Origin of the sequence: Pantoea sp. B623 (genome assembly GCF_024814475.1) — a bacterium.
Taxonomy (GTDB): Bacteria; Pseudomonadota; Gammaproteobacteria; order Enterobacterales; family Enterobacteriaceae; genus Pantoea; species Pantoea ananatis.
The window spans coordinates 1,216,899-1,234,574 of record NZ_JANUXM010000004.1; the positions used below are offsets into that span (position 1 = coordinate 1,216,899).

The following is a 17,676-nucleotide window of genomic DNA, read 5'->3' on the forward strand; positions in this document are numbered from 1 at the left end:
GAATCCCGCGGACCGTCTTTCCAGGGCGGTCCGCGGCATTATTTTTATACATTCGTTTTAATCCCCCCAGTTAAAAATTTTTATTTATAATTTTTCAATTTCCGTGTTAATACGAGGCATTCAGGTGTCCCCCTTAATACGCAACAGAACTTTTGGCTATTCCAGCCTTAAAAACGGCGTATACCGAGACATATCCCTGAAGGTACAAAACTCAGGCGCACCCAGCGTCATCACCGGCGCAACCCGCAGCAGCTTTTCCAGATATCCGGCTCTTAAAATTTGCAGCAGGCGCAACTCCTCATCGTTCGGTTTATTGATGAGATAAGAGACACTGACATGAAATTCGTAGACATCATGATTATTTCGTTTGCAGTTAAGCGTGCGGCTGAGCGCATCTCTGAGCGACCGTATTTTGCGCTCTTCCGCCCTGTCCAACGGCGCCAGCGACAGCGAGACGCCACGTTTTAAGGCAATGGCTCCAATGCGCATCTGCAAAGGTAACGAGGGCATGAGCCTGAAATTTGCCAGCTTCGCCGCGAACAGGCGGTCGCACTCTTCCATCGACGCATCAAGATTCAGGTCTTGTGGCCAGGCCGGATAGTGCCGTGCCCGGTCATTGGCACCGTTAAACACCGTCATATGGTAGCTCGACTGCGGCAGAAATGCGTAACAACGCCCCAGCCCTGCGGCTTTCATTGCATCAACCATTTCGCCAGTCACACGGACGATTTCACTGTCCTGTTCGAGATGACAAATCAGCGTGTTGCCTCTGAATGGCAGTACCTCACCTTTGGCGTTAAATTTTTCACCGATGGCATTTTCTATCCATCCTTCCTGCTCCAGCACTTCTGACATGATTCAGGCTCCCGCGCGCTCGAGATGGCTTTCCTGAGACGATTACTCTCTAAGCTGGCATAACCAGGCGATATGATGACGTGCTTCAGGAACGCTCTTTGTGACTGCCGAACCACAGCATAAAGCATGATTGTGACCGTTATCAGGCAGCAGGAGCGATGGAAAATCAGGACAGCGGGCTGGCTTTAATACAGAACAGGCAAAAAAGACATCCGAATGCGTTTTATGAAGCCATCATGGGCACAAAGCAGATAATTAACAGTTTGGTTTCTTACCGCTGTCGGGTTTGAGCCTGGCCTTTTTTAACCAGGCGTTGTGCCCCGTCGCCTGCGGATATCCGCAAGCGGGCTATTTTTTCCGTAACAGAAAAACAGCAATGGCGGTAAGCACGCCCATCAGTGGCATAGCGATCGCGCCCGAGAAGAAGTCGTGATGATCTTTTTGATTGCTTCGACGAATATCAGCAAACCGGTTAAGTGCCCGATGCTTGTCAGTTGCACTCACCTCTTCGAATTGCTTTTTATAGCCCTTATCTTCTAACTGAGAACCACCGTCCGCATCATGTCTTTCCAGCACGACGGTGTGCTGACCTTTTTGATAGAAACAGTAATCTGGCATTTTGCGCTTCGCCTGAAAGAAGAGGAGAAATGACTCTATCCTGCTGCGGTTGATATTGTAAATACCTCTCCCGCCTCACGCTTCAGCCACCAGCCTGATGGGTTACACATTATGCGCTGATACCGAATGATGCCCACTGTTGAAGGAATTAGCAGACTGGGCATTTATGGTCTGAAAATGCGCTCCGCCAGGGTTGTCTCTGTGCATGCCGGCTACTGGCTTATCGGATATCAATCTGGTGGTCGCGGTTTGCTGACTGTTGGCTTCACCAGCCTGACTCGATTGCTCCCCTGTCATCCTGTTGTCAGCCTTCGCGATAACAGATTTCACTGAACCGTCAGAAGGCATATAGAGCGCCTGCTGCAGGATAGTTTCATTTTGTGACAGGTTCTCATCCACCTGCGCCAGCTGACGACGCAGGACGTTAAGCTTTACGGATGTGGCTAGCGGTATTTGAAGCTGTTGGTCGTTCAAAACGTTTAACTGCTGGCGGGCACCATACTGTTGCTGTAACAGCGCACGGTACTGGCTTTCATAGCCCCATACCGTCGATTGCTCCTGCTCAAACTGAAGCGTGGAGATGTATCCCTTTGCTAACAGCGGTCGCCAGGTGTTGACCAGCTTCTGAGCCATACCCATTTGCGCCGATTCAATTTTAATCTGGTCCGCCAGTTGCTCAAGTTGACCATTCAGCATGGCCTGCTGGAAGCGGCTGTCGCTGACCTGTTGCAGAGCAAGCTGCTGGGTGTGCTCGATATCCTGCAGCAGACTGCTCTGCTCAAGCTTCAACTGCGCACTGACGAGCCGAATTTTTTCCGCGGCTAACCGGGTCTGGGCAGAGGCAAGTTCAAGTGAAGCGGCGGTCAGCGCAGGCTGGCCCTGGCTGTTCTGCCCCTGCTTAACCGTGCCGCCAGCAGGCGCATTGAAGGCCACAGGTTGTGGCTGCGCGGCCTGCCTGGCGGCTGACGGGCGCACGTGAAGCGGATGGCTTTGAACGAAATAAATGACGGTTATTGTCCCAACAACGAGTGAAACCAGGTTCCGGCGAAGCAACAGTGCCAACGGGGACAGGGTTTCACCGCACTCAGCGCCGGATGATTCAACGATCTGTTTCTTAAAAAATGGGTTTTCCATTTTTATACCTTCAATAATGACGTATGGATATTACCGGGCAAGGCGCCATGTAACAGATGTTTTGTGAGTGCGGTTAATTCAAGGCTAATCGGGTAACGGATTCCCCTCTGCGCTTAACATCCCATTTCCTTGTGCCGTTTTAAAACAGAAGAACATTTCCAGTCGTTACCTTTTGCAAGCGAGTTTCAATCTTTCGGGTTTGCTGTGTCAGAGGACGGCTTTGACTGCGTATGAAGAGACGTTTTACGGCGCTGACAGAAAAGGCGGGGGATGTCACCAGGCTCGCTGGGGCCAAAAGCTGGCCCCAGCGAGCAAACAGCACTCAGCAGTTCGGTTACGTCAGAAACGTACCGCCGGGCGTTTTATTTAACAAGATAAAGGTCCTTGGTGTAATAAAACCGCAGATGCGATGGGGCATAACCGCCGACTTTTGGGTTAACCATCTGATTAAGCGCGCCATAAAACACCGGAATAACCGGCGCATCTTTTGCAATAATGTCGCTGGCTTTCTGGTAATCCTGGGTTACGGCGTTTGGATCGGTATCCATTCCCGCGGCTTTTACTGCCGCATCAAACGCTGTGCTGTCATAACCTGAGCTATTCTGACTGTCGCCACTGCGGAAGGTATTTAAAAAAGTAGAGGGCTCACTGTAGTCACCAATCCAGGTGTAGCGCACCAGATCATATTGCCTCTGATGCATGGTATCCAGCATGGTTTTCCATTCCTGATTTTGCAGCGTGACCTTCGCACCTAACGTTTTACCCCACATGGAAGCAGCGGCAATCGCGATACGTTGGTTATCCTGATTGGTGTTGTAGAGCAGGGTAAAACTCAGAGGATGGCTGGCTGAAAAACCGGCTTCGCTGAGTAACGCCTGAGCTTTTTTGATGCGCTGCGCCTGCGTCCAGCCAGCCCAGTCTGGCGGAGACAGTTTGACGTCCCCCATTGATAATGGCACAACGGTATAAGCCGGTTTCTGTCCCATGCCGATAACCTTATCGGCGATGATGCCTTTATCCAGCGCCAGGTCCAGCGCCTGACGCACGCGGACATCGGTAAAGGGTGCCTTGTGCGTATTTATCTGGAAATAGAACACGCTATAAATAGAGGTGCTGTGTACTTCTTTGGGCCGCTCTTTTTTCATTCGAGGGAAATCAATGGCGGGAATATTCTCCGTAATCGTAATACCGCCAGCCAGGTAGCGGTTAAGCTCGGCAGAAACATCATTAATCGGTAAAAACGTTACGCGATTAATTAGGGTGTGCGCGTTATCCCAATAGCGATCGTTACGGTTCAGCGTGATTTTTTCATTAACTACCCACTGATCCAGTTTATAGGCACCGCTGCTGACCATGTTGCCCGGCCGGGTCCAGGCCTCACCAAACTTTTTAACGTTATTTTCGCTGACCGGAAACAGGGAAGGATGGGCAACAAACTGCAAAAAATAGGACACAGGCTGATCCAGAGTAACCTGCACGGTGTGCGCGTCTAAGGCTTTAACGCCCAGGCTGTCAGGCGGGCTTTTACCGCCCGTCACCGCATCAGCGTTAAGGATATGCGCATAGTTAGCAAAGGATGCATAAGGCGATGCCGTTTTGGGATCGGTCAGACGACGCCAGCTGAAGACAACATCTTCAGCTGTCAGCGGCGATCCGTCTGACCATGTCAGGTCAGGACGAAGATGAAAGGTCCAGACTTTGTTGTCGGCCGTTTCCCACGAAGCAGCCAGTCCCGGTATGACTTTGCCCTCTGGATCAGTCCGCACCAGCCCTTCAAACAGGTCGTTAATAACTGAAAAGGCATCGTTGGTTTCAGCTTTATCAACATCCAGGGTAGCAGGCTCGGCTCCATTGCCCCGCACGATCTCCTGCACGGGAGCCAATGTCACACCATTGGGTACGTTTGCCCCAAAGGCCGCCGTCGAGCACGATAACCCCGTGATTATTACAGACAACCCCATACGGGCAACATATAAACGGCTTACCGACATTCGTCCAACTCCTTTCGCATTGTTTTAAGGTGACTTCACCCCATCAGCACTGCAATTTACAGGCCAGAGATAAGGGTAAGCGCCACGCCAGCCTGCACCCGATCTGAGACTAAAACCGCGTTGTATTGCACAGTTCTGATGCAAGGAGCCGGCGTATCCGCTCAAAAACAGCGCCGCTGTAATCTGCATATGTTCATTTTCAGCTATCAGACATAACGATGTTGCCTGCGCGAATAACTGTCGTGGTTCGTTTATCAGGAAAGCGGGAATATTCGGAAAGGTGTTCTCAGGATTAAACGCGTGCGACAAGGCCAGAACATGGGGCTGCGACCGGTTTTCGCTGCTGAACGCCCCGATTAACGGAACTTTTACGCTATCCTGCCGGGTCTTTTTCATCTGCCACACACTTGTACAAGCAGGGCTTGATATAGTCATTCCTGTTAATCAGGAGCCTGTATGAAAAAAGTGATTCTGTTCGTTATCGCGTTAGCAAGTGTTTCTGCCCTTTCGGGTTGTGTCTGGCCATTCTGGGGCCCCGGAGGCGATGGCCCGGGACATATGGGCCCTGGCGGCGGCGGTGGGCCTGGCGGCGGTCCACACAGGTAACACATGATGGCCTCACCAGGAGGCCATTGTTTGCATCGCGATCAGGATTATTCTGACATTACATTTACGCCCTCTCTCTGCGCATGCCTTTGCTGGAGATTCGCCGCTTTTCATGACAAACTTGAGCACATCTTAAGGATAGGGAATCTGCACGATGTCAGGCTCAAACATCGCTTGTCTGTTTACCGAAGGCCAAATCACACTGCCTGATGATTATCAGGACCGCACGGTTAACGCTTTCACCGCCTCTGATGCCACTGCTCCCGCTTTTAATATTTCACGCGATACGCTTAACGAGGGTGAAACGCTGCCTGCGTACATCGACCGTCAGCTCACGCTAATGCAAAAACACATAAAGGGATGGAAACAAACCGAACGTAGCGCTGCGGTATTGGGTTACGCGCTGCTACAGGGTGAATGCGTACACGCCAGTTTTCTGCGTGACGGCAAACGTATCTGGCAACAGCAGTCGGTCTTCACGCCCGATGGTCACAAAGTACTGGTCTTTACCATGACCTCTACGTCCGCCATTGGTGACGCGGACAGCGAACAGTTTCAGGCACTGCTTAAAAGTTTTCGTTTTAACGCTTAACGACAAGGGCAATTATCATGTTTGAAGCTGCACGCCTCGGCGATGATATCGGTCACTCTCATGCCCTGGCGGGCATGATTGCAGGCACTATCGTCGGTGGACTGATCGCTGCGGCGGGCGGTATTGCTGCGGGTGCATTGATGATTGCCGGGATAGGCGCCTCCTGCCTTGGCGTGGGCGTATTGCTGGTTGGACTCAGTATCGGCGTGGGTTACCTTACTGGCGAACTGGCCACCGCCGCGCGAGACGGAATAGCGGATGCTGGGGCGGCCAGCATGACCCCAAAGGGCAAGATTACCACCGGTTCGCCCAACGTCTTTATTAACAGTAAACCCGCCGCCATGGCCACCAACAGCATAGTGGCCTGCAAGGACGATGGTCCGCAGCAGATGGCGGAAGGCTCCTCCCGGGTGTATATCAACGGCCTGCCTGCATCACGCATCGACGATCGCACCACCTGCGATGCCAAAGTGATGACGGGCTCTGACAACGTCTATATCGGCGGCGAGCCTGAACAAACGCTGCCTATCCAACCTGAAGTGCCCGAATGGGTTTATAAAGCCTCCGATCTTACCCTGCTGTTTGCCGGGCTGGCCGGTGGCGTGGGCGGTGCGGCTGGCAAGGTCGGCGCGCTGGGTAAATTACTGAGCAAGATTCCCGGTGTCAATAAAATCGCCCGGGTGGCCTGCCGTGCTGGTGCCTTGATGACCGGTGTGGCGGCCGCAGGTATTCTTGCCCGTCCCGTTGATATCGTAAGCGGCCAGAAGTTTCTTAGCGGCGATGATGAACTGGATTTTGTGCTGCCCTCCCGGCTACCGCTACGCTGGCAGCGCTACTGGCGCAGCGGTAATCCCGGCGACAGCGTATTAGGCCGTGGCTGGAACCTGTTCTGGGAAACACGGCTGGAACGCTACCAGGATGGGCTGGTCTGGCGTGCGCCCTCCGGCGACTACGTCTCTTTTCCTCTGGTGCCCAAAGGCCAGCGTACCTACTGCGAAGCGGAGAAACGCTGGCTGGAACATCATCGGGACGACAGTTGGTCATTGTATGACATCAGCGGTGAGCGCTGGCATTTTATGCCCCTGCGCAATGACGCCCCTTCTCTGCCCCTCTGCCTGACCGAGCCCTGCGGCAATGAGATTCAGTTCGACTGGAACCCCGATCACACATTGGCTGCGCTGACAGAAAGTGCCGGTCAGCGCGTAACCTGCCGCTATGCGAATAACCGGCTCGCAGGTGCCTGGCTGGATGACGATATTTGTCTGGTCAGTTACGCTTATGATGATATCGGCCAACTCGTTACGGTAACGGGCCGGGGCGGTAGCGTGCGCCGACGCTTCCAGTGGCGCGATGGCCTGATGGTGGCCCATGAAGATATGAATGGCCTGATAAGTGAGTATCGCTGGCAGGAGATCGATGGCCTCCCAAGAGTGGTGGCCTTCCGTCACAGCGGCGGCGAGCAGCTGGATTTTGAGTACGATTTTGATAATGGCATCCGACGCGCGCGACGTGATGACGGCGTTGAAGCTCACTGGCTCATTGACGATGACGATCATGTCGCCCGCTTCACCGACTTCGACGGCCGCCAGACCATGCTGGTTTACCGCGCAGGCGAGTTGTGCGATGTGATTATGCCCGGCGGTGCCATGCGCTGCAGCAACTGGGACCGCTATGGTCGCATGACGCAGGAGATCGATCCGGTCGGACGTCGAACCACTTATCACTGGTTCCGCATGACTGACCGTGTGATCCGTACGGACTATCCCGATCTGAGCGCGACTCAGGCGGCTTACGATCTTAATGTTCGCCTGCTGACTGAAACCGATGCGCTCAATAACGTCACCACCTATCACTACCCTGATGACACAGAACTGCTGCCAGACAGCATTACCGATGCAACGGGCGGCGTGGTGAAGCTGGAATGGAACCGACAAGGGCTGCTGACGCAGCGCACCGACTGCTCTGGCAGCGTAACGACGTTTAGCTACGACCGATTTGGCCAGCTTGTTCGCAGCGTGGATGCTGAAGGTCATGTCACCCAGCGCGAGTGGAATGACAAGGGACAACTCTGCGCCATCATCCATTCAGACGGTAGCCGGGAAACCCTGCACTGGAACACCCAGGGGCAGCTCAGTGCGTGGCGCGATCCGCTGGAAACCGAAGTCCGCTGGACCTATAACGCACTCGGATTACCGGTAAGCCTGACGGACCGCATTGGTCGCACGCGTCGCTGGCATTACGATGCCCGCGGTAATCTGCTGCGGCTGGAAAACGGCAACGGCGGTGACTATCGCTTTACCTGCGATCCGCTCGGCCGTCCATTGAGTGAGATCCGGCCCGATAAGACCTCACGCAATATGGAATGGAATGCTCGTGGCTTTCTCATTGGTTTACAGGAAAATGGCCAGCCCGCTAATGACGGTGGCATAGCTCGACGCTGGCAGCGCTTTAGCTACGACGACAGCGGCTTGATTACCCAGCGCACAACGCAGCATGCTGAATACCACTACCGGCGTCATCGTAGCGGTCAACTTGCCAGCCTGGTTCGCACGCCGACCAGCGACGGAATGGCGCTTGGTATCGAAGACGATGAAATCGCCTTTACCTATGACGTCGCAGGTCAGCTGTTAACAGAAGCTGGTATAAACGGGAAACTGGATTACGAATGGGATGCGCTGGGCAACCTCACCCATCTGACCCTGCCGGGTGAACAGCAACTTGCCTGGCTGCACTACGGTTCGGGTCACGTCAGCGCGATTCGCTTTAATCAGCAACTGGTCAGTGAATTTACCCGCGACCGCCTGCACCGGGAAATTCGCCGCAGTCAGGGCGCGCGTGAGCAGGCGCGTCAGTACGACAGCCTTGGCAGGCGCACGATGCAGCGCAGTGAATTGCATAGCGAGGTGGTGCTACCGGAAAAAGCCATTCTGGAACGCGCTTTCCGCTATTCGGCACGCAGTGAACTGGAGTCTGTCAGTGATACGCTGCGCGGCGACATTATCTATGGTTACGATGATGAAGGCCGCCTGCTGAAGCACTATGAAGCCAGACAGGGCCACAGCACCTCGCATTTTGCTTATGATAATGCGGACAACCTGGCGGCAAACGACGATGCACTGCACGCGTTGCCAGTTACCGACAACCGTCTGCATCACTGGCAGAACCTGTTTATGAAGTACGATGACTGGGGCAACCTGGTCAGTCGACGCAGCGGCCTGCATGAGCAGCATTTTACCTATGACGCCGAAAACCGACTCATCAGCGCCAAAGGCAATGGCCCGGACGGCGGGTTTACCGCGCATTATCATTATGATGCGCTGGGCAGGCGCACCCGCAAAGTGGTCAGCACCCAGCACGATCGTAAAGAAGTCCGTTTTCTGTGGCAGGGCTATCGCCTGTTACAGGAGCAGCATGAAAACGGCCAGTGCCAGACCTACGTGTACGATCCCAACGAGGCCTGGAGCCCGCTGGCGCGCATCGACCATATGGCAGCAGGCGGCCGGGGCGATGTGCTGTGGTTTAACACCGATATTAACGGGGCACCGCTAGAGGTGACCGATGAACGGGGCAATATCCGCTGGAGCGGTCAGTACGGCAGCTTTGGCGAGGTACGCCGACAGACGGAGGGCTTTACCCGGCTGGCAAAACAGTCTGCCCTGCCCCATCAGCCGCTGCGCTATGCGGGCCAGTATGCGGACAGCGAAACCGGTCTACACTACAATCTGTTCCGCTATTACGACCCGCAGGTGGGACGGTTCACGGTTCAGGATCCGATAGGGCTGGAAGGCGGCTGGAACCTTTATCAGTATGCACCGAACCCGCTGAGTTGGATGGATCCGTTGGGGTTGAATAAGTGTGGGAGCTTTACAAAGAATCCTGACGATATCCATTTCATGCAAAGTTCAATTAAGAATCAAACGGGCGAGCATACCGTTCTCAATAACGCAGCTGCTCTTAAAAACGGTACTCTTAAGCCCACTGATTTACCCGCAATTAAAATTTGGCAAGACTCAAGCGGAAAATTATGGACTCTGGACCACAGGAGACTGGCTGCATTCAAACTGTCAGGGCTGAAAGAAATACCGGTGCAGTGGGCTACGGAGAAAGAAATTGCTGGCCAAATGTGGAAAATGACTACGAAAACAGATGGAAAAAGTATCATTCTTAAAATGGGTGATGGTATTAAGAGAGTTATAGGTGGCTAAAATGTTAGATGATTTATTACCGGTTAGCAGTAAAGATGGGCTTGTTAAACTTATAGAAGCTCTGGCGAAAGATCTTAAAGACAACCCTGATGAATGGGAAAATAAAGATCTCAGCTCTTATCTTGAAGCTATAGCTTCATGGATTGAGGATATGGATGGGTATTATGAAAACACTAACCAGCCGTTGCCAAAGGATACGAACTGGAAAGTTTTTGCAGATATTTTAATGGCTGCAAAAGTCTACGAATAATAATAGCCGGAGGCGATCTTAACGATCCTTCCGGCTTTTTACCGTCAGCCGCTGACCCGAGTCAGCAACGTCTCGATCTGTTGCCGGGTCTGCCTGGCATCCCGCTTCTGCTGCACATAGCGGGCCACTTCTTGGTGCAGACAGAGATAGTCACGGCTAGGCAGTAGCGTGCGGGCCAAAAGTGCGCGTCGGGGTATATGGAAAAACCGGGCAGTAATCGGCAGAGCTGGCGTTATAAAGTCAATGTACATCAGTATGTTAAGTGACCTTAAAAGTATGGCCGCACCGGGATCGTCCCGATGACCCGATAGGGCTGAAAGGCGGCTGGAACCTGTATCAGTATGCGCCAAACCCGCTGAGCTGGGTGGATCCGCTGGGGTTGAGTGGGGAATGGGTTAATCCCAAGGATATCAATTTTTCTCAGAGGACAATTTCGGCGAATGATTATGCTGAAATTATGAAAAATGGTCAGTGGGACTGGAACAGGTCTCCATTGAATGTAGTAGATGTTGACGGGCAACTAGTCACTTATGACAACAGACGCTTGGATGCAGCTTATGAAGCAGGATTGGATAAATAAAGGTCAATAAAGTCAATCCTTTAGCCCCTCACCCTGAATCATCAACAGGGAAAACATGGTGGCAGAAATTTCAGCAGCGATTTAAAGATCGCCGTAATATTAAAGCAGGTGGTGTTGTTCCCGACAAAGGATTAAACACACGACCCAAGAAATGTGGATAAAATAATGCAAAGCATCATATCAAAATTATGGAAAGAAGAGTTATTGCCAATAAAGGAAGCTGTGTTTTTTTTCGATGGAAGAGCTACATCCTGTAAAATTACATCCTTTCCCACACCAAAAATTGAAGTGGGCGCGGATTTTGATTTTATAGATTTTTATCGTAACAATAATGAAGAAGTCACATCCATTGATATAATAAAAGAAGTCAAGTTACTCAATGAATGTTATTGTTGTGTAGGAGAAGGAAGCTACGGCTCCGAGGGTTTCATTGCTTATCTTGATAATGATAAAAATCCAATATGGATTTTGTACTCTGAAAACTCAAATCCTTTTGTCAGCGTATTCGAGCATGAAGAAAATACAATACTGGTCGAGTCGACCGCTGGTCTAAAAATACAAATAGATCTCCATAATCCTGTAAACCTAAAGTTAATTGGTTAACTGCTCAATCAGATGTGCATGTTTAAAAAATAATCTGCGCACATAAATCTGACTTTGTTAATGATGATTGTTATTATTGACAGTTTAAGCACCAAAAAATCAGTGTATTTTCACGAGATGAAAAATAATCATTGGGTTTATGATATTATTAAGTAACTTTAATTAGCCATCGATTAGTGAATAATCCCATAATAAAAATTGGTTTCACCTTAAAAAAACATCAAACAAGGATATTATATAAACGACAGGAAGATTAAATCTGTAAACTACACCCAACCTTCTCTAATGACGGGAAACAATATGAAACTCGAATAAATAAAACATCAAATCATTTAGATTTTTGAAATTTTATTTATACACTTTTAAAACAAGAATCTTCCATTTCATTGAAACGAAAAAATAAATTAAAATAAAATTTTTAAAAAGTTAATTCATAAAAAATCAATGATAAATTTAAATTCATACAAAAAAGAATCATAACTCAAAAAAACATATTCTTAGGTGTTAATCATTATCAATAAAGTATTATTACATTTGATAAAATCGTCGATATAAAGTCAATAATGAAATTTAAAAATATAAAATTGGCAGAAATTGATTAATTACACGATTAATGGGCTTGAACTATGAAATCCTGAATTTTACTTTCAAGCTGGATTAATTATAAATATTTAGCATTAATATCAGTAGCGACAAACCCGCCAGATGACACCGTAGTATTGTTATTACTCAGCACGACATAAATCAATCATTCAGAGAAGATTATTAGTGTCAACCTTGAATTAAAATTTTTCCGTTTATTATCTTCACAGTACGTTAGTGTTACATTTTGATCTTGCTTTCGTTTTCCGCTAATATATCTCATCTTTTACATAAAAAATGAATGTTAAAAATATTTACGGATTCAATGGAGGATGCTGTGAGTAAAAACCTAGAAATTTCCATTTCTAAAGGCCGTTTTAAAAAAATAAGAGAGTGGAACAGGCGAAAAAATTACTATATTAAACAATTAAAAATTGACGTAAAAATTTACATTGCCAAACTCTTGTGGGATAAATCCAAGAAAAATTCATTCGATGTTGGATTAGTTAAAACAGTTCTCCTCTTACGTAATGAAGGAACAGTTGGGGACGTAGTGGTTACAACCCCACTAATAAAATGTCTCAATGAAGCAGGCTACTCTGTTGATTTATTATTAACAAAAAAAAACAGCTTAGCTATTAAATACAATCCGTATGTTAGAAATGTATACGAGGCAGATGATTGTAGTAATGCTGTATTTATTAAGGATTTCAATCATACTGTTTCAGATCTAACCATTAAATCACTCAAGAAGGAAAATTATGATTTAATTGTTGATCTTTGTTTATTTGAAACACCAGTTCATCGGATGAAGCTTTTTCATGATATAAAACCAAAATATATTATTGGCTTTAATAAATGGAATTGCATCAATCATTATTCTAAATCTATTTCATTCAAAAATGATAAACAACATGTAACAAAAGCTATTTCTCTAGTTGCGGAACAAATGAGGCTGGAGCTCATAAATAGTCGAGAATATGATTTACACATTCCAGAACTCATTCTCAGTGAAATAAAAAATTACTTCAAGGCCTATGAGAATGATTTCAAAATAGTCATCAATGCTTTTACAGGAAGTCCGGAAAGAAACTTATCACCTCAACAACTATCTAATATATTAGACATGCTTAAAAATATATCACCTAAAGTTAAAATAGTTATTCTTGACCACAAAAATGAATTAAATATTTCACTTCCTGAAAATATTGCCATAAATCCATTTTCGTCGTTACATCACGTCATGGCGTTAATTCGTGAATCGGACATAGTTATATCGCCAGACACTTCGATTGTACATATTTCAGCGGCATGGAAAAAACCGCTTATTTCTGTTTATAAAAATGTAGGAGATAATAATGACTTATGGAGTCCGGGATATAAAAACGCAAGCCAAATAATTGTTAATAACAGAAAAATATCGAATGTTGATAAAATCCCGGATCTTATAATCGATGAAATAAAGAAAAGAGGCTTACTGTAATGTTAAAGAGTTGCGACAGGATATCCCGGACTTGAACACGCAAAAAACTGTGGTAATGCCTGCCTGCATCGTTATCACTACCCAAGACACCCGCAAACTGTGGGGCTGCGTTAAGGGTTTGAGCGTGGAGCCCATCAAACGGAAGAAGGTGGCGCAGTGGCTGACAGAGTTTCCGGGCGCGATGCAGAGCACCTGTGATACACAGAAGTTTAAGCGTAATGACAGGCATTTTAAGTAAGAGCTGATAAAAGAGACTTTTATTTATCTCTAACGGCTCCGCTAACGTTAAGCGCTTTCCGTCTGCTCTGGTGCTCCGTTCGGCTCTGCAAACAGCGTGATAATATCGCGTGAGCCATGCAGCAGCCTCTCTATACGTATTTCAGTGTCAAGCACTCTGTACACAATGAGATAGCGTCCGTAAGCACAGCTTCGGACGCTCTTGCCCAGCTCCGGCCTTTCTCTGTAGATAACCGGCGACTCTGCTATCAGCAGGCACTGCTGGTAAAGTTCTTCCGTGAAACTCACTACCCGTACTGGGTTGTCCTGCGCGATATAGTCACCGATGGCCTCAATATCCTGCCCCGCCAGAGGCGATATGCTCAGTTTCATTACGCTTTACCGTCTTCGGCCTGCCGCCGGTATTTCTGTGACAGACGACCAAACACCTCTTCCGCACTTTTGCTTTCACCGCTGTTTATTCCTGCGCTGACCGCTTTTTGCAGGGCATCAAGTTTCATCTGTTGCTCCCGTTCTTCTAGGGCGCGAAGGCCTGCCCGGATAACCTCACTGGTATTGTTGTAGCGCCCGCTTTCTATCTGTTCGCGGATGAACGCTTCGAAGTAAGGGCTGAGTGCTACGCTGGTTGGCATGGTCATTTCCCCATCCGGATTACTATCAGTTATTAACTGTTAGTAATCCGCATCATTCTTCATCGGCAACGCCAGGTCTGTTTTCTCCCCCGCAGCTCCGCCCGATGCGCGCTCGCATGTACCGCATGCAACTGACCTTCCCCCGGAACTCTCAAAAAGTGCGTGGAACTGAAACGTGTGTGCTTACAGGTCGCACGGCTGAGTAATGTAAAACGGCCTCTCAAGGAGGCCGTTTTACATTCGTTTGAGGTTATTGCTTTTAGCAAAAGCAAGCCACTTTATTACGTCACCCTGCGACGCTTAGATTAATGACAAAAAACACGATTAATTCTTTTTGAAAAAATAAAGTAAGGCACCCAAATAAAAACACCAAAAAGACTACTAATCAAAACTCTGATATCACCCTGTTCTAACTTCATACCAAAAAGGGCACCGGGCAAAACTGTGAGATACAGTGCAAGCATTAACCCTGAAATATAATAAATAATCATGACTCTACGAGTACCCATCTTACGCCTGAAGAACAACCAGGCTGCATAGACTGAGATTAAGAATGCTGAGAGCAGCATAATCACTCCACCTATTGAAAACCAAGATAAAAAACCCGTTTTATTGTAGTATTTGAGAACCGCGCCAAAAAAATCATAAAGCTGCATAGCGCCACCTATTAATCCCAAAACAAGACCCAAAGCAGGTAGATAAAGTAGCCCGTTGATTTTACGCTGTTCTACTTCTTCACAATCATTACATAAACCAGACTCTTTATTGGCTTCAACAAGCCGACATTCAATGCATTCCATTACAACCTCTTAAAAAATTTATTTATTTTTACACTGTAAAAATAACTCAAACCCCACACGTCAGCGCCAATTATTCCTCCAGAGAAAAAACCAACAGTCCCACATTTAGTTAACTGTGAAAATGTCATTGCTTTTTTCATCGCGAGCCAGACAATCAGGATCATGCCCACTGAGCATACAATTGTATATACTAGAATTAGGATTAAAAGAAGGAGAAGCTTTTTCATTTCATTTATCTTTGGCTTGCTCACTTTGGACAGCATTACTAGCACCTTCAGCCATTAAGGAACAGACACTGCCGCCTGAAATGCTTGGAACTGGACTCATTTCATTGCCTTTAAGTAAAAAACAGAATTAAAATTAGATTCAGTATATTTTAAGGCATTACTACTTGACGTAATCCCAAAATGTTTTTTCACATGCTCACTTTCAGTTTTTTAGTTACAGCTCCTCCAACTCCATAGCCTAATGCCATACCAGCTATACTTCCTGTCAAGGACACTTTGCTATCCTCACCGTTTATCTGGCTCGTCATATAGGCATTATTTGCTTCCAATAGCTGACTTGGGTAATGCCTCTGATTAGTTGAATTTGATGTATAATGCTCTCTTTTAAGGTTTACTCATGACCAGCGTTACCGTTCATTGTCCCCGTTGTCTGTCTGCTCAGGTCTATCGCCATGGGCAGAACCCGAAAGAAAATGACCGGTTTCGCTGCCGTGACTGCCAACGTATGTTTCAGCTTACTTACTCATACGAGGCCAACAAACCGGAGGTTAAAGAACAGATCACCGAAATGGCCTTTAACGGTACCGGAGTTCGCGATACAGCCAGAATACTGAAAAAATTGGCATTAACACCCTCATCCGGACTTTAAAAACTCACGCCAAAGCGAATAACGTCTTCGCCCGTTGCTAATGCTGATGTGGCACTTATCTGCGAACTTGATGAGCAATGGAGCTTCGTTAGCAGTAAAGTCCGGCAGCACTGGCTCTGGTACACGTATAACACCAAAACAGGCGGTGTACTGGCCTACACTTTTGGTCCCCGAATCAATGAAACCTGCCGGAAACTACTTGCACTGCTGACTCCGTTCAATATCTGCATGATCACCAGCGACGACTGGGGCAGCTATGGCCGGGAGGTGCCGAAGGATAAGCATCTGACCGGTAAAATATTCACCCAACGGATTGAGCGCAATAACCTGACGCTCCGCACCCGCATTTAGCGGCTGGCTCGTAAAACAATCTGCTACTCGCGTTCAGTGAAGATCCACGAAAAAGTCATCGGAACGTTTATTGAAAAACACATGTTCTACTAACTGGAAGCATCACCACGCCGAAGATGCGGCCGCCGCATAAGGGAACAGTCGAGTGGCGGCGACTGTGATATCCCGGCCTCTGAAGGGCCGGGATATTTTACTGATTTAATAATTTTTTCTTGGCCTCATTCAATGCATTCTGAAACCAGTCTAAATTTAATGTATTGATGTCGGAGGAAAATTCAATTCTGAGATCATTTATGCCATTATCCTGTTGTAGTAGGGCGATGAAAATATTATCACAATAAATTTCAGCGATTAAGTTCTCATAATCAACATCACTGGCAATTACGATTTTTAAAGGATCTGTAGAGTTCATTATTAAGGCTCCAAAAAACCACGGAAATTACCTTGAGGATCAAATCTAGCTCCACGGCCATCGGGAGCAATTACATCAAAACCACCAAAGCGATTACCTTCTTTCACAGAAGCACCTGGCGCTTTAACTATTCCATCAAGTATTTTCTGCCCCTGCTCGTTAATTTGAACTGGAGTACCTTTAGCTGTCGGATAAGCACTCCCTTCACGACCTCCATGTTTCTGTAAGGCTCTACCGGCAGTGGTAAAGTTACCAGCTGTGACTGCTGCAGGCGATGCTGCTCTTTCTCTTTGTCGAAAATCGGGCTGATGCTGCCGTCGTTGGCATGCTCCGTGTCGCGGTTCAGGCCGGACAGATCCTGCTGATGGCGGAAAAACCGGATATCCCAAAAAGTGCGTGGAACTAAAACAGGTATGCTTACAGTCCGGTCGGGTAACCTAGCAGAGCATGCGCGAGCTGTGGGACTGCATTGAGGGCCTGAGCGTCACAAGCTTTAACCGTGAAAAGGCCAGCGCCTGGCTGAAGGACTTTCCGGGGGCGCTAAACCAGGACTGGCAGATGCCGGAGATCACACAGCGGTAGGCAGGACTGATAAAAAGATCCCGGTCACTGAAGGGCCGGGATCTTTAGCTGCTCAGTAAAAATCGTCCTGAGTGAGCTGTTTTCCTGTTGGAAGGACTTCGCTTTTATCAAAAGATAAAAGGTATTCTTCGTCATAGAGTTTTATCGAGTACCCATACAGTATGCCGTCCTCTTCACTTATCCCCATGACTCCTCCTTTTTTACCTGCATATTTTTTATTTTTGCAGCCGAAAATTATTTCTACTTCTTGATAAAAACCAATTTTATTTTCCATAAATATGTACCTT

The 17,676-nt window shown here is 47.9% G+C and carries 18 protein-coding genes and 1 pseudogene; 10 read left to right on the plus strand and 9 right to left on the minus strand.

What is annotated here, in order from left to right; all coding sequences use genetic code 11:
- Positions 1-156: 156 nt before the first annotated feature.
- The 4 genes from NXS97_RS07625 to NXS97_RS07640 form a co-directional block, all read right to left on the minus strand.
- Entirely contained in the window at positions 157-855 is a 699-nt protein-coding gene (locus NXS97_RS07625) for a DUF1868 domain-containing protein (protein WP_042676411.1), read from the minus strand.
- A 348-nt stretch (positions 856-1,203) separates the two neighbouring features.
- Complete coding sequence (locus NXS97_RS07630; protein WP_019105965.1) at positions 1,204-1,473, minus strand: hypothetical protein; 270 nt, start codon at positions 1,471-1,473, stop codon at positions 1,204-1,206.
- 102 nt (positions 1,474-1,575) lie between these two features.
- Positions 1,576-2,607 (minus strand): hypothetical protein, encoded by a 1,032-nt coding sequence (locus NXS97_RS07635; protein WP_112899944.1) that lies wholly within the window; start codon positions 2,605-2,607, stop codon positions 1,576-1,578.
- 362 nt (positions 2,608-2,969) lie between these two features.
- Positions 2,970-4,598, minus strand: coding sequence for an ABC transporter substrate-binding protein (locus NXS97_RS07640; RefSeq protein ID WP_112899943.1), 1,629 nt, complete (start codon positions 4,596-4,598; stop codon positions 2,970-2,972).
- 456 nt (positions 4,599-5,054) lie between these two features.
- Here NXS97_RS07640 and NXS97_RS07645 point away from each other — a divergent pair, with 456 nt between their 5' ends.
- The 7 genes from NXS97_RS07645 to NXS97_RS07675 all read left to right on the plus strand — a co-directional run bounded on the left by NXS97_RS07645 (position 5,055) and on the right by NXS97_RS07675 (position 13,499).
- Positions 5,055-5,204, plus strand: coding sequence for a hypothetical protein (locus NXS97_RS07645; RefSeq protein ID WP_019105962.1), 150 nt, complete (start codon positions 5,055-5,057; stop codon positions 5,202-5,204).
- 154 nt (positions 5,205-5,358) lie between these two features.
- Positions 5,359-5,796 carry a DcrB-related protein gene (locus NXS97_RS07650; RefSeq protein WP_116219533.1) on the plus strand — a complete coding sequence of 146 codons (438 nt, stop codon included), beginning with the start codon at positions 5,359-5,361 and terminating at the stop codon, positions 5,794-5,796.
- Positions 5,797-5,813: 17 nt separating this feature from the next.
- Positions 5,814-10,001 (plus strand): RHS repeat-associated core domain-containing protein, encoded by a 4,188-nt coding sequence (locus tag NXS97_RS07655; protein ID WP_116219532.1) that lies wholly within the window; start codon positions 5,814-5,816, stop codon positions 9,999-10,001.
- Between the two features lies 1 nt (position 10,002).
- Positions 10,003-10,251: a hypothetical protein gene (locus NXS97_RS07660; RefSeq protein WP_028723926.1), complete on the plus strand. Its 249-nt coding sequence runs from the start codon at positions 10,003-10,005 to the stop codon at positions 10,249-10,251.
- A gap of 262 nt (positions 10,252-10,513) precedes the next feature.
- Positions 10,514-10,831, plus strand: coding sequence for an RHS repeat-associated core domain-containing protein (locus tag NXS97_RS07665; protein ID WP_234033792.1), 318 nt, complete (start codon positions 10,514-10,516; stop codon positions 10,829-10,831).
- A gap of 165 nt (positions 10,832-10,996) precedes the next feature.
- The gene (locus NXS97_RS07670) at positions 10,997-11,434 is read left to right on the plus strand and encodes a hypothetical protein (RefSeq protein ID WP_072137461.1); all 438 of its coding nucleotides are present in this window, start codon (positions 10,997-10,999) and stop codon (positions 11,432-11,434) included.
- A gap of 919 nt (positions 11,435-12,353) precedes the next feature.
- On the plus strand, positions 12,354-13,499 hold the full coding sequence (locus NXS97_RS07675; protein WP_234033794.1) for a glycosyltransferase family 9 protein: 1,146 nt from the start codon (positions 12,354-12,356) through the stop codon (positions 13,497-13,499).
- Positions 13,500-13,784: 285 nt separating this feature from the next.
- Here the strand turns inward: NXS97_RS07675 and NXS97_RS07680 are convergent, their stop codons facing one another.
- The 3 genes from NXS97_RS07680 to NXS97_RS07690 all read right to left on the minus strand — a co-directional run bounded on the left by NXS97_RS07680 (position 13,785) and on the right by NXS97_RS07690 (position 15,168).
- On the minus strand, positions 13,785-14,108 hold the full coding sequence (locus tag NXS97_RS07680; RefSeq protein WP_116219531.1) for a type II toxin-antitoxin system RelE/ParE family toxin: 324 nt from the start codon (positions 14,106-14,108) through the stop codon (positions 13,785-13,787).
- Positions 14,108-14,368: a type II toxin-antitoxin system ParD family antitoxin gene (locus tag NXS97_RS07685; protein ID WP_029569751.1), complete on the minus strand. Its 261-nt coding sequence runs from the start codon at positions 14,366-14,368 to the stop codon at positions 14,108-14,110. Before NXS97_RS07685 ends, NXS97_RS07680 begins: the two co-directional genes overlap by 1 nt.
- A 305-nt stretch (positions 14,369-14,673) precedes the next feature.
- Positions 14,674-15,168, minus strand: coding sequence for a DUF2569 domain-containing protein (locus NXS97_RS07690; RefSeq protein WP_105077383.1), 495 nt, complete (start codon positions 15,166-15,168; stop codon positions 14,674-14,676).
- Between the two features lie 624 nt (positions 15,169-15,792).
- Between NXS97_RS07690 and NXS97_RS07695 the strand changes: the two are divergent.
- Positions 15,793-16,488: pseudogene (locus tag NXS97_RS07695) on the plus strand (IS1 family transposase).
- Positions 16,489-16,585: 97 nt separating this feature from the next.
- Here NXS97_RS07695 and NXS97_RS07700 read toward each other — a convergent pair.
- Positions 16,586-16,807 carry a hypothetical protein gene (locus tag NXS97_RS07700; RefSeq protein ID WP_105077385.1) on the minus strand — a complete coding sequence of 74 codons (222 nt, stop codon included), beginning with the start codon at positions 16,805-16,807 and terminating at the stop codon, positions 16,586-16,588.
- 274 nt (positions 16,808-17,081) lie between these two features.
- On the opposite strand from NXS97_RS07700, the gene NXS97_RS07705 reads away from it, so the two are divergent.
- Positions 17,082-17,213: a hypothetical protein gene (locus NXS97_RS07705; protein WP_258151533.1), complete on the plus strand. Its 132-nt coding sequence runs from the start codon at positions 17,082-17,084 to the stop codon at positions 17,211-17,213.
- Positions 17,214-17,254: 41 nt separating this feature from the next.
- Positions 17,255-17,389, plus strand: coding sequence for a hypothetical protein (locus NXS97_RS07710; protein WP_258151534.1), 135 nt, complete (start codon positions 17,255-17,257; stop codon positions 17,387-17,389).
- 52 nt (positions 17,390-17,441) lie between these two features.
- On the opposite strand, the gene NXS97_RS07715 is transcribed toward NXS97_RS07710, so the two are convergent.
- Positions 17,442-17,663: an Imm31 family immunity protein gene (locus NXS97_RS07715; protein ID WP_029569746.1), complete on the minus strand. Its 222-nt coding sequence runs from the start codon at positions 17,661-17,663 to the stop codon at positions 17,442-17,444.
- Between the last annotated feature and the right edge of the window lie 13 nt (positions 17,664-17,676).

Bases quoted from the DNA above. Each gene is read 5' to 3' on its own strand.
- NXS97_RS07635 (WP_112899944.1), bottom strand. From the start codon at position 2,607: ATGGAAAACCCATTTTTTAAGAAACAGATCGTTGAATCATCCGGCGCT.
- NXS97_RS07670 (WP_072137461.1), top strand. From the start codon at position 10,997: ATGCAAAGCATCATATCAAAATTATGGAAAGAAGAGTTATTGCCAATA.
- NXS97_RS07685 (WP_029569751.1), bottom strand. From the start codon at position 14,368: ATGCCAACCAGCGTAGCACTCAGCCCTTACTTCGAAGCGTTCATCCGC.
- NXS97_RS07650 (WP_116219533.1), top strand. From the start codon at position 5,359: ATGTCAGGCTCAAACATCGCTTGTCTGTTTACCGAAGGCCAAATCACA.
- NXS97_RS07645 (WP_019105962.1), top strand. From the start codon at position 5,055: ATGAAAAAAGTGATTCTGTTCGTTATCGCGTTAGCAAGTGTTTCTGCC.
- NXS97_RS07690 (WP_105077383.1), bottom strand. From the start codon at position 15,168: ATGGAATGCATTGAATGTCGGCTTGTTGAAGCCAATAAAGAGTCTGGT.
- NXS97_RS07625 (WP_042676411.1), bottom strand. From the start codon at position 855: ATGTCAGAAGTGCTGGAGCAGGAAGGATGGATAGAAAATGCCATCGGT.
- NXS97_RS07630 (WP_019105965.1), bottom strand. From the start codon at position 1,473: ATGCCAGATTACTGTTTCTATCAAAAAGGTCAGCACACCGTCGTGCTG.
- NXS97_RS07640 (WP_112899943.1), bottom strand. From the start codon at position 4,598: ATGTCGGTAAGCCGTTTATATGTTGCCCGTATGGGGTTGTCTGTAATA.
- NXS97_RS07715 (WP_029569746.1), bottom strand. From the start codon at position 17,663: ATGGAAAATAAAATTGGTTTTTATCAAGAAGTAGAAATAATTTTCGGC.
- NXS97_RS07660 (WP_028723926.1), top strand. From the start codon at position 10,003: ATGTTAGATGATTTATTACCGGTTAGCAGTAAAGATGGGCTTGTTAAA.
- NXS97_RS07700 (WP_105077385.1), bottom strand. From the start codon at position 16,807: ATGAACTCTACAGATCCTTTAAAAATCGTAATTGCCAGTGATGTTGAT.
- NXS97_RS07705 (WP_258151533.1), top strand. From the start codon at position 17,082: ATGCTGCTCTTTCTCTTTGTCGAAAATCGGGCTGATGCTGCCGTCGTT.
- NXS97_RS07655 (WP_116219532.1), top strand. From the start codon at position 5,814: ATGTTTGAAGCTGCACGCCTCGGCGATGATATCGGTCACTCTCATGCC.
- NXS97_RS07710 (WP_258151534.1), top strand. From the start codon at position 17,255: ATGCGCGAGCTGTGGGACTGCATTGAGGGCCTGAGCGTCACAAGCTTT.
- NXS97_RS07680 (WP_116219531.1), bottom strand. From the start codon at position 14,108: ATGAAACTGAGCATATCGCCTCTGGCGGGGCAGGATATTGAGGCCATC.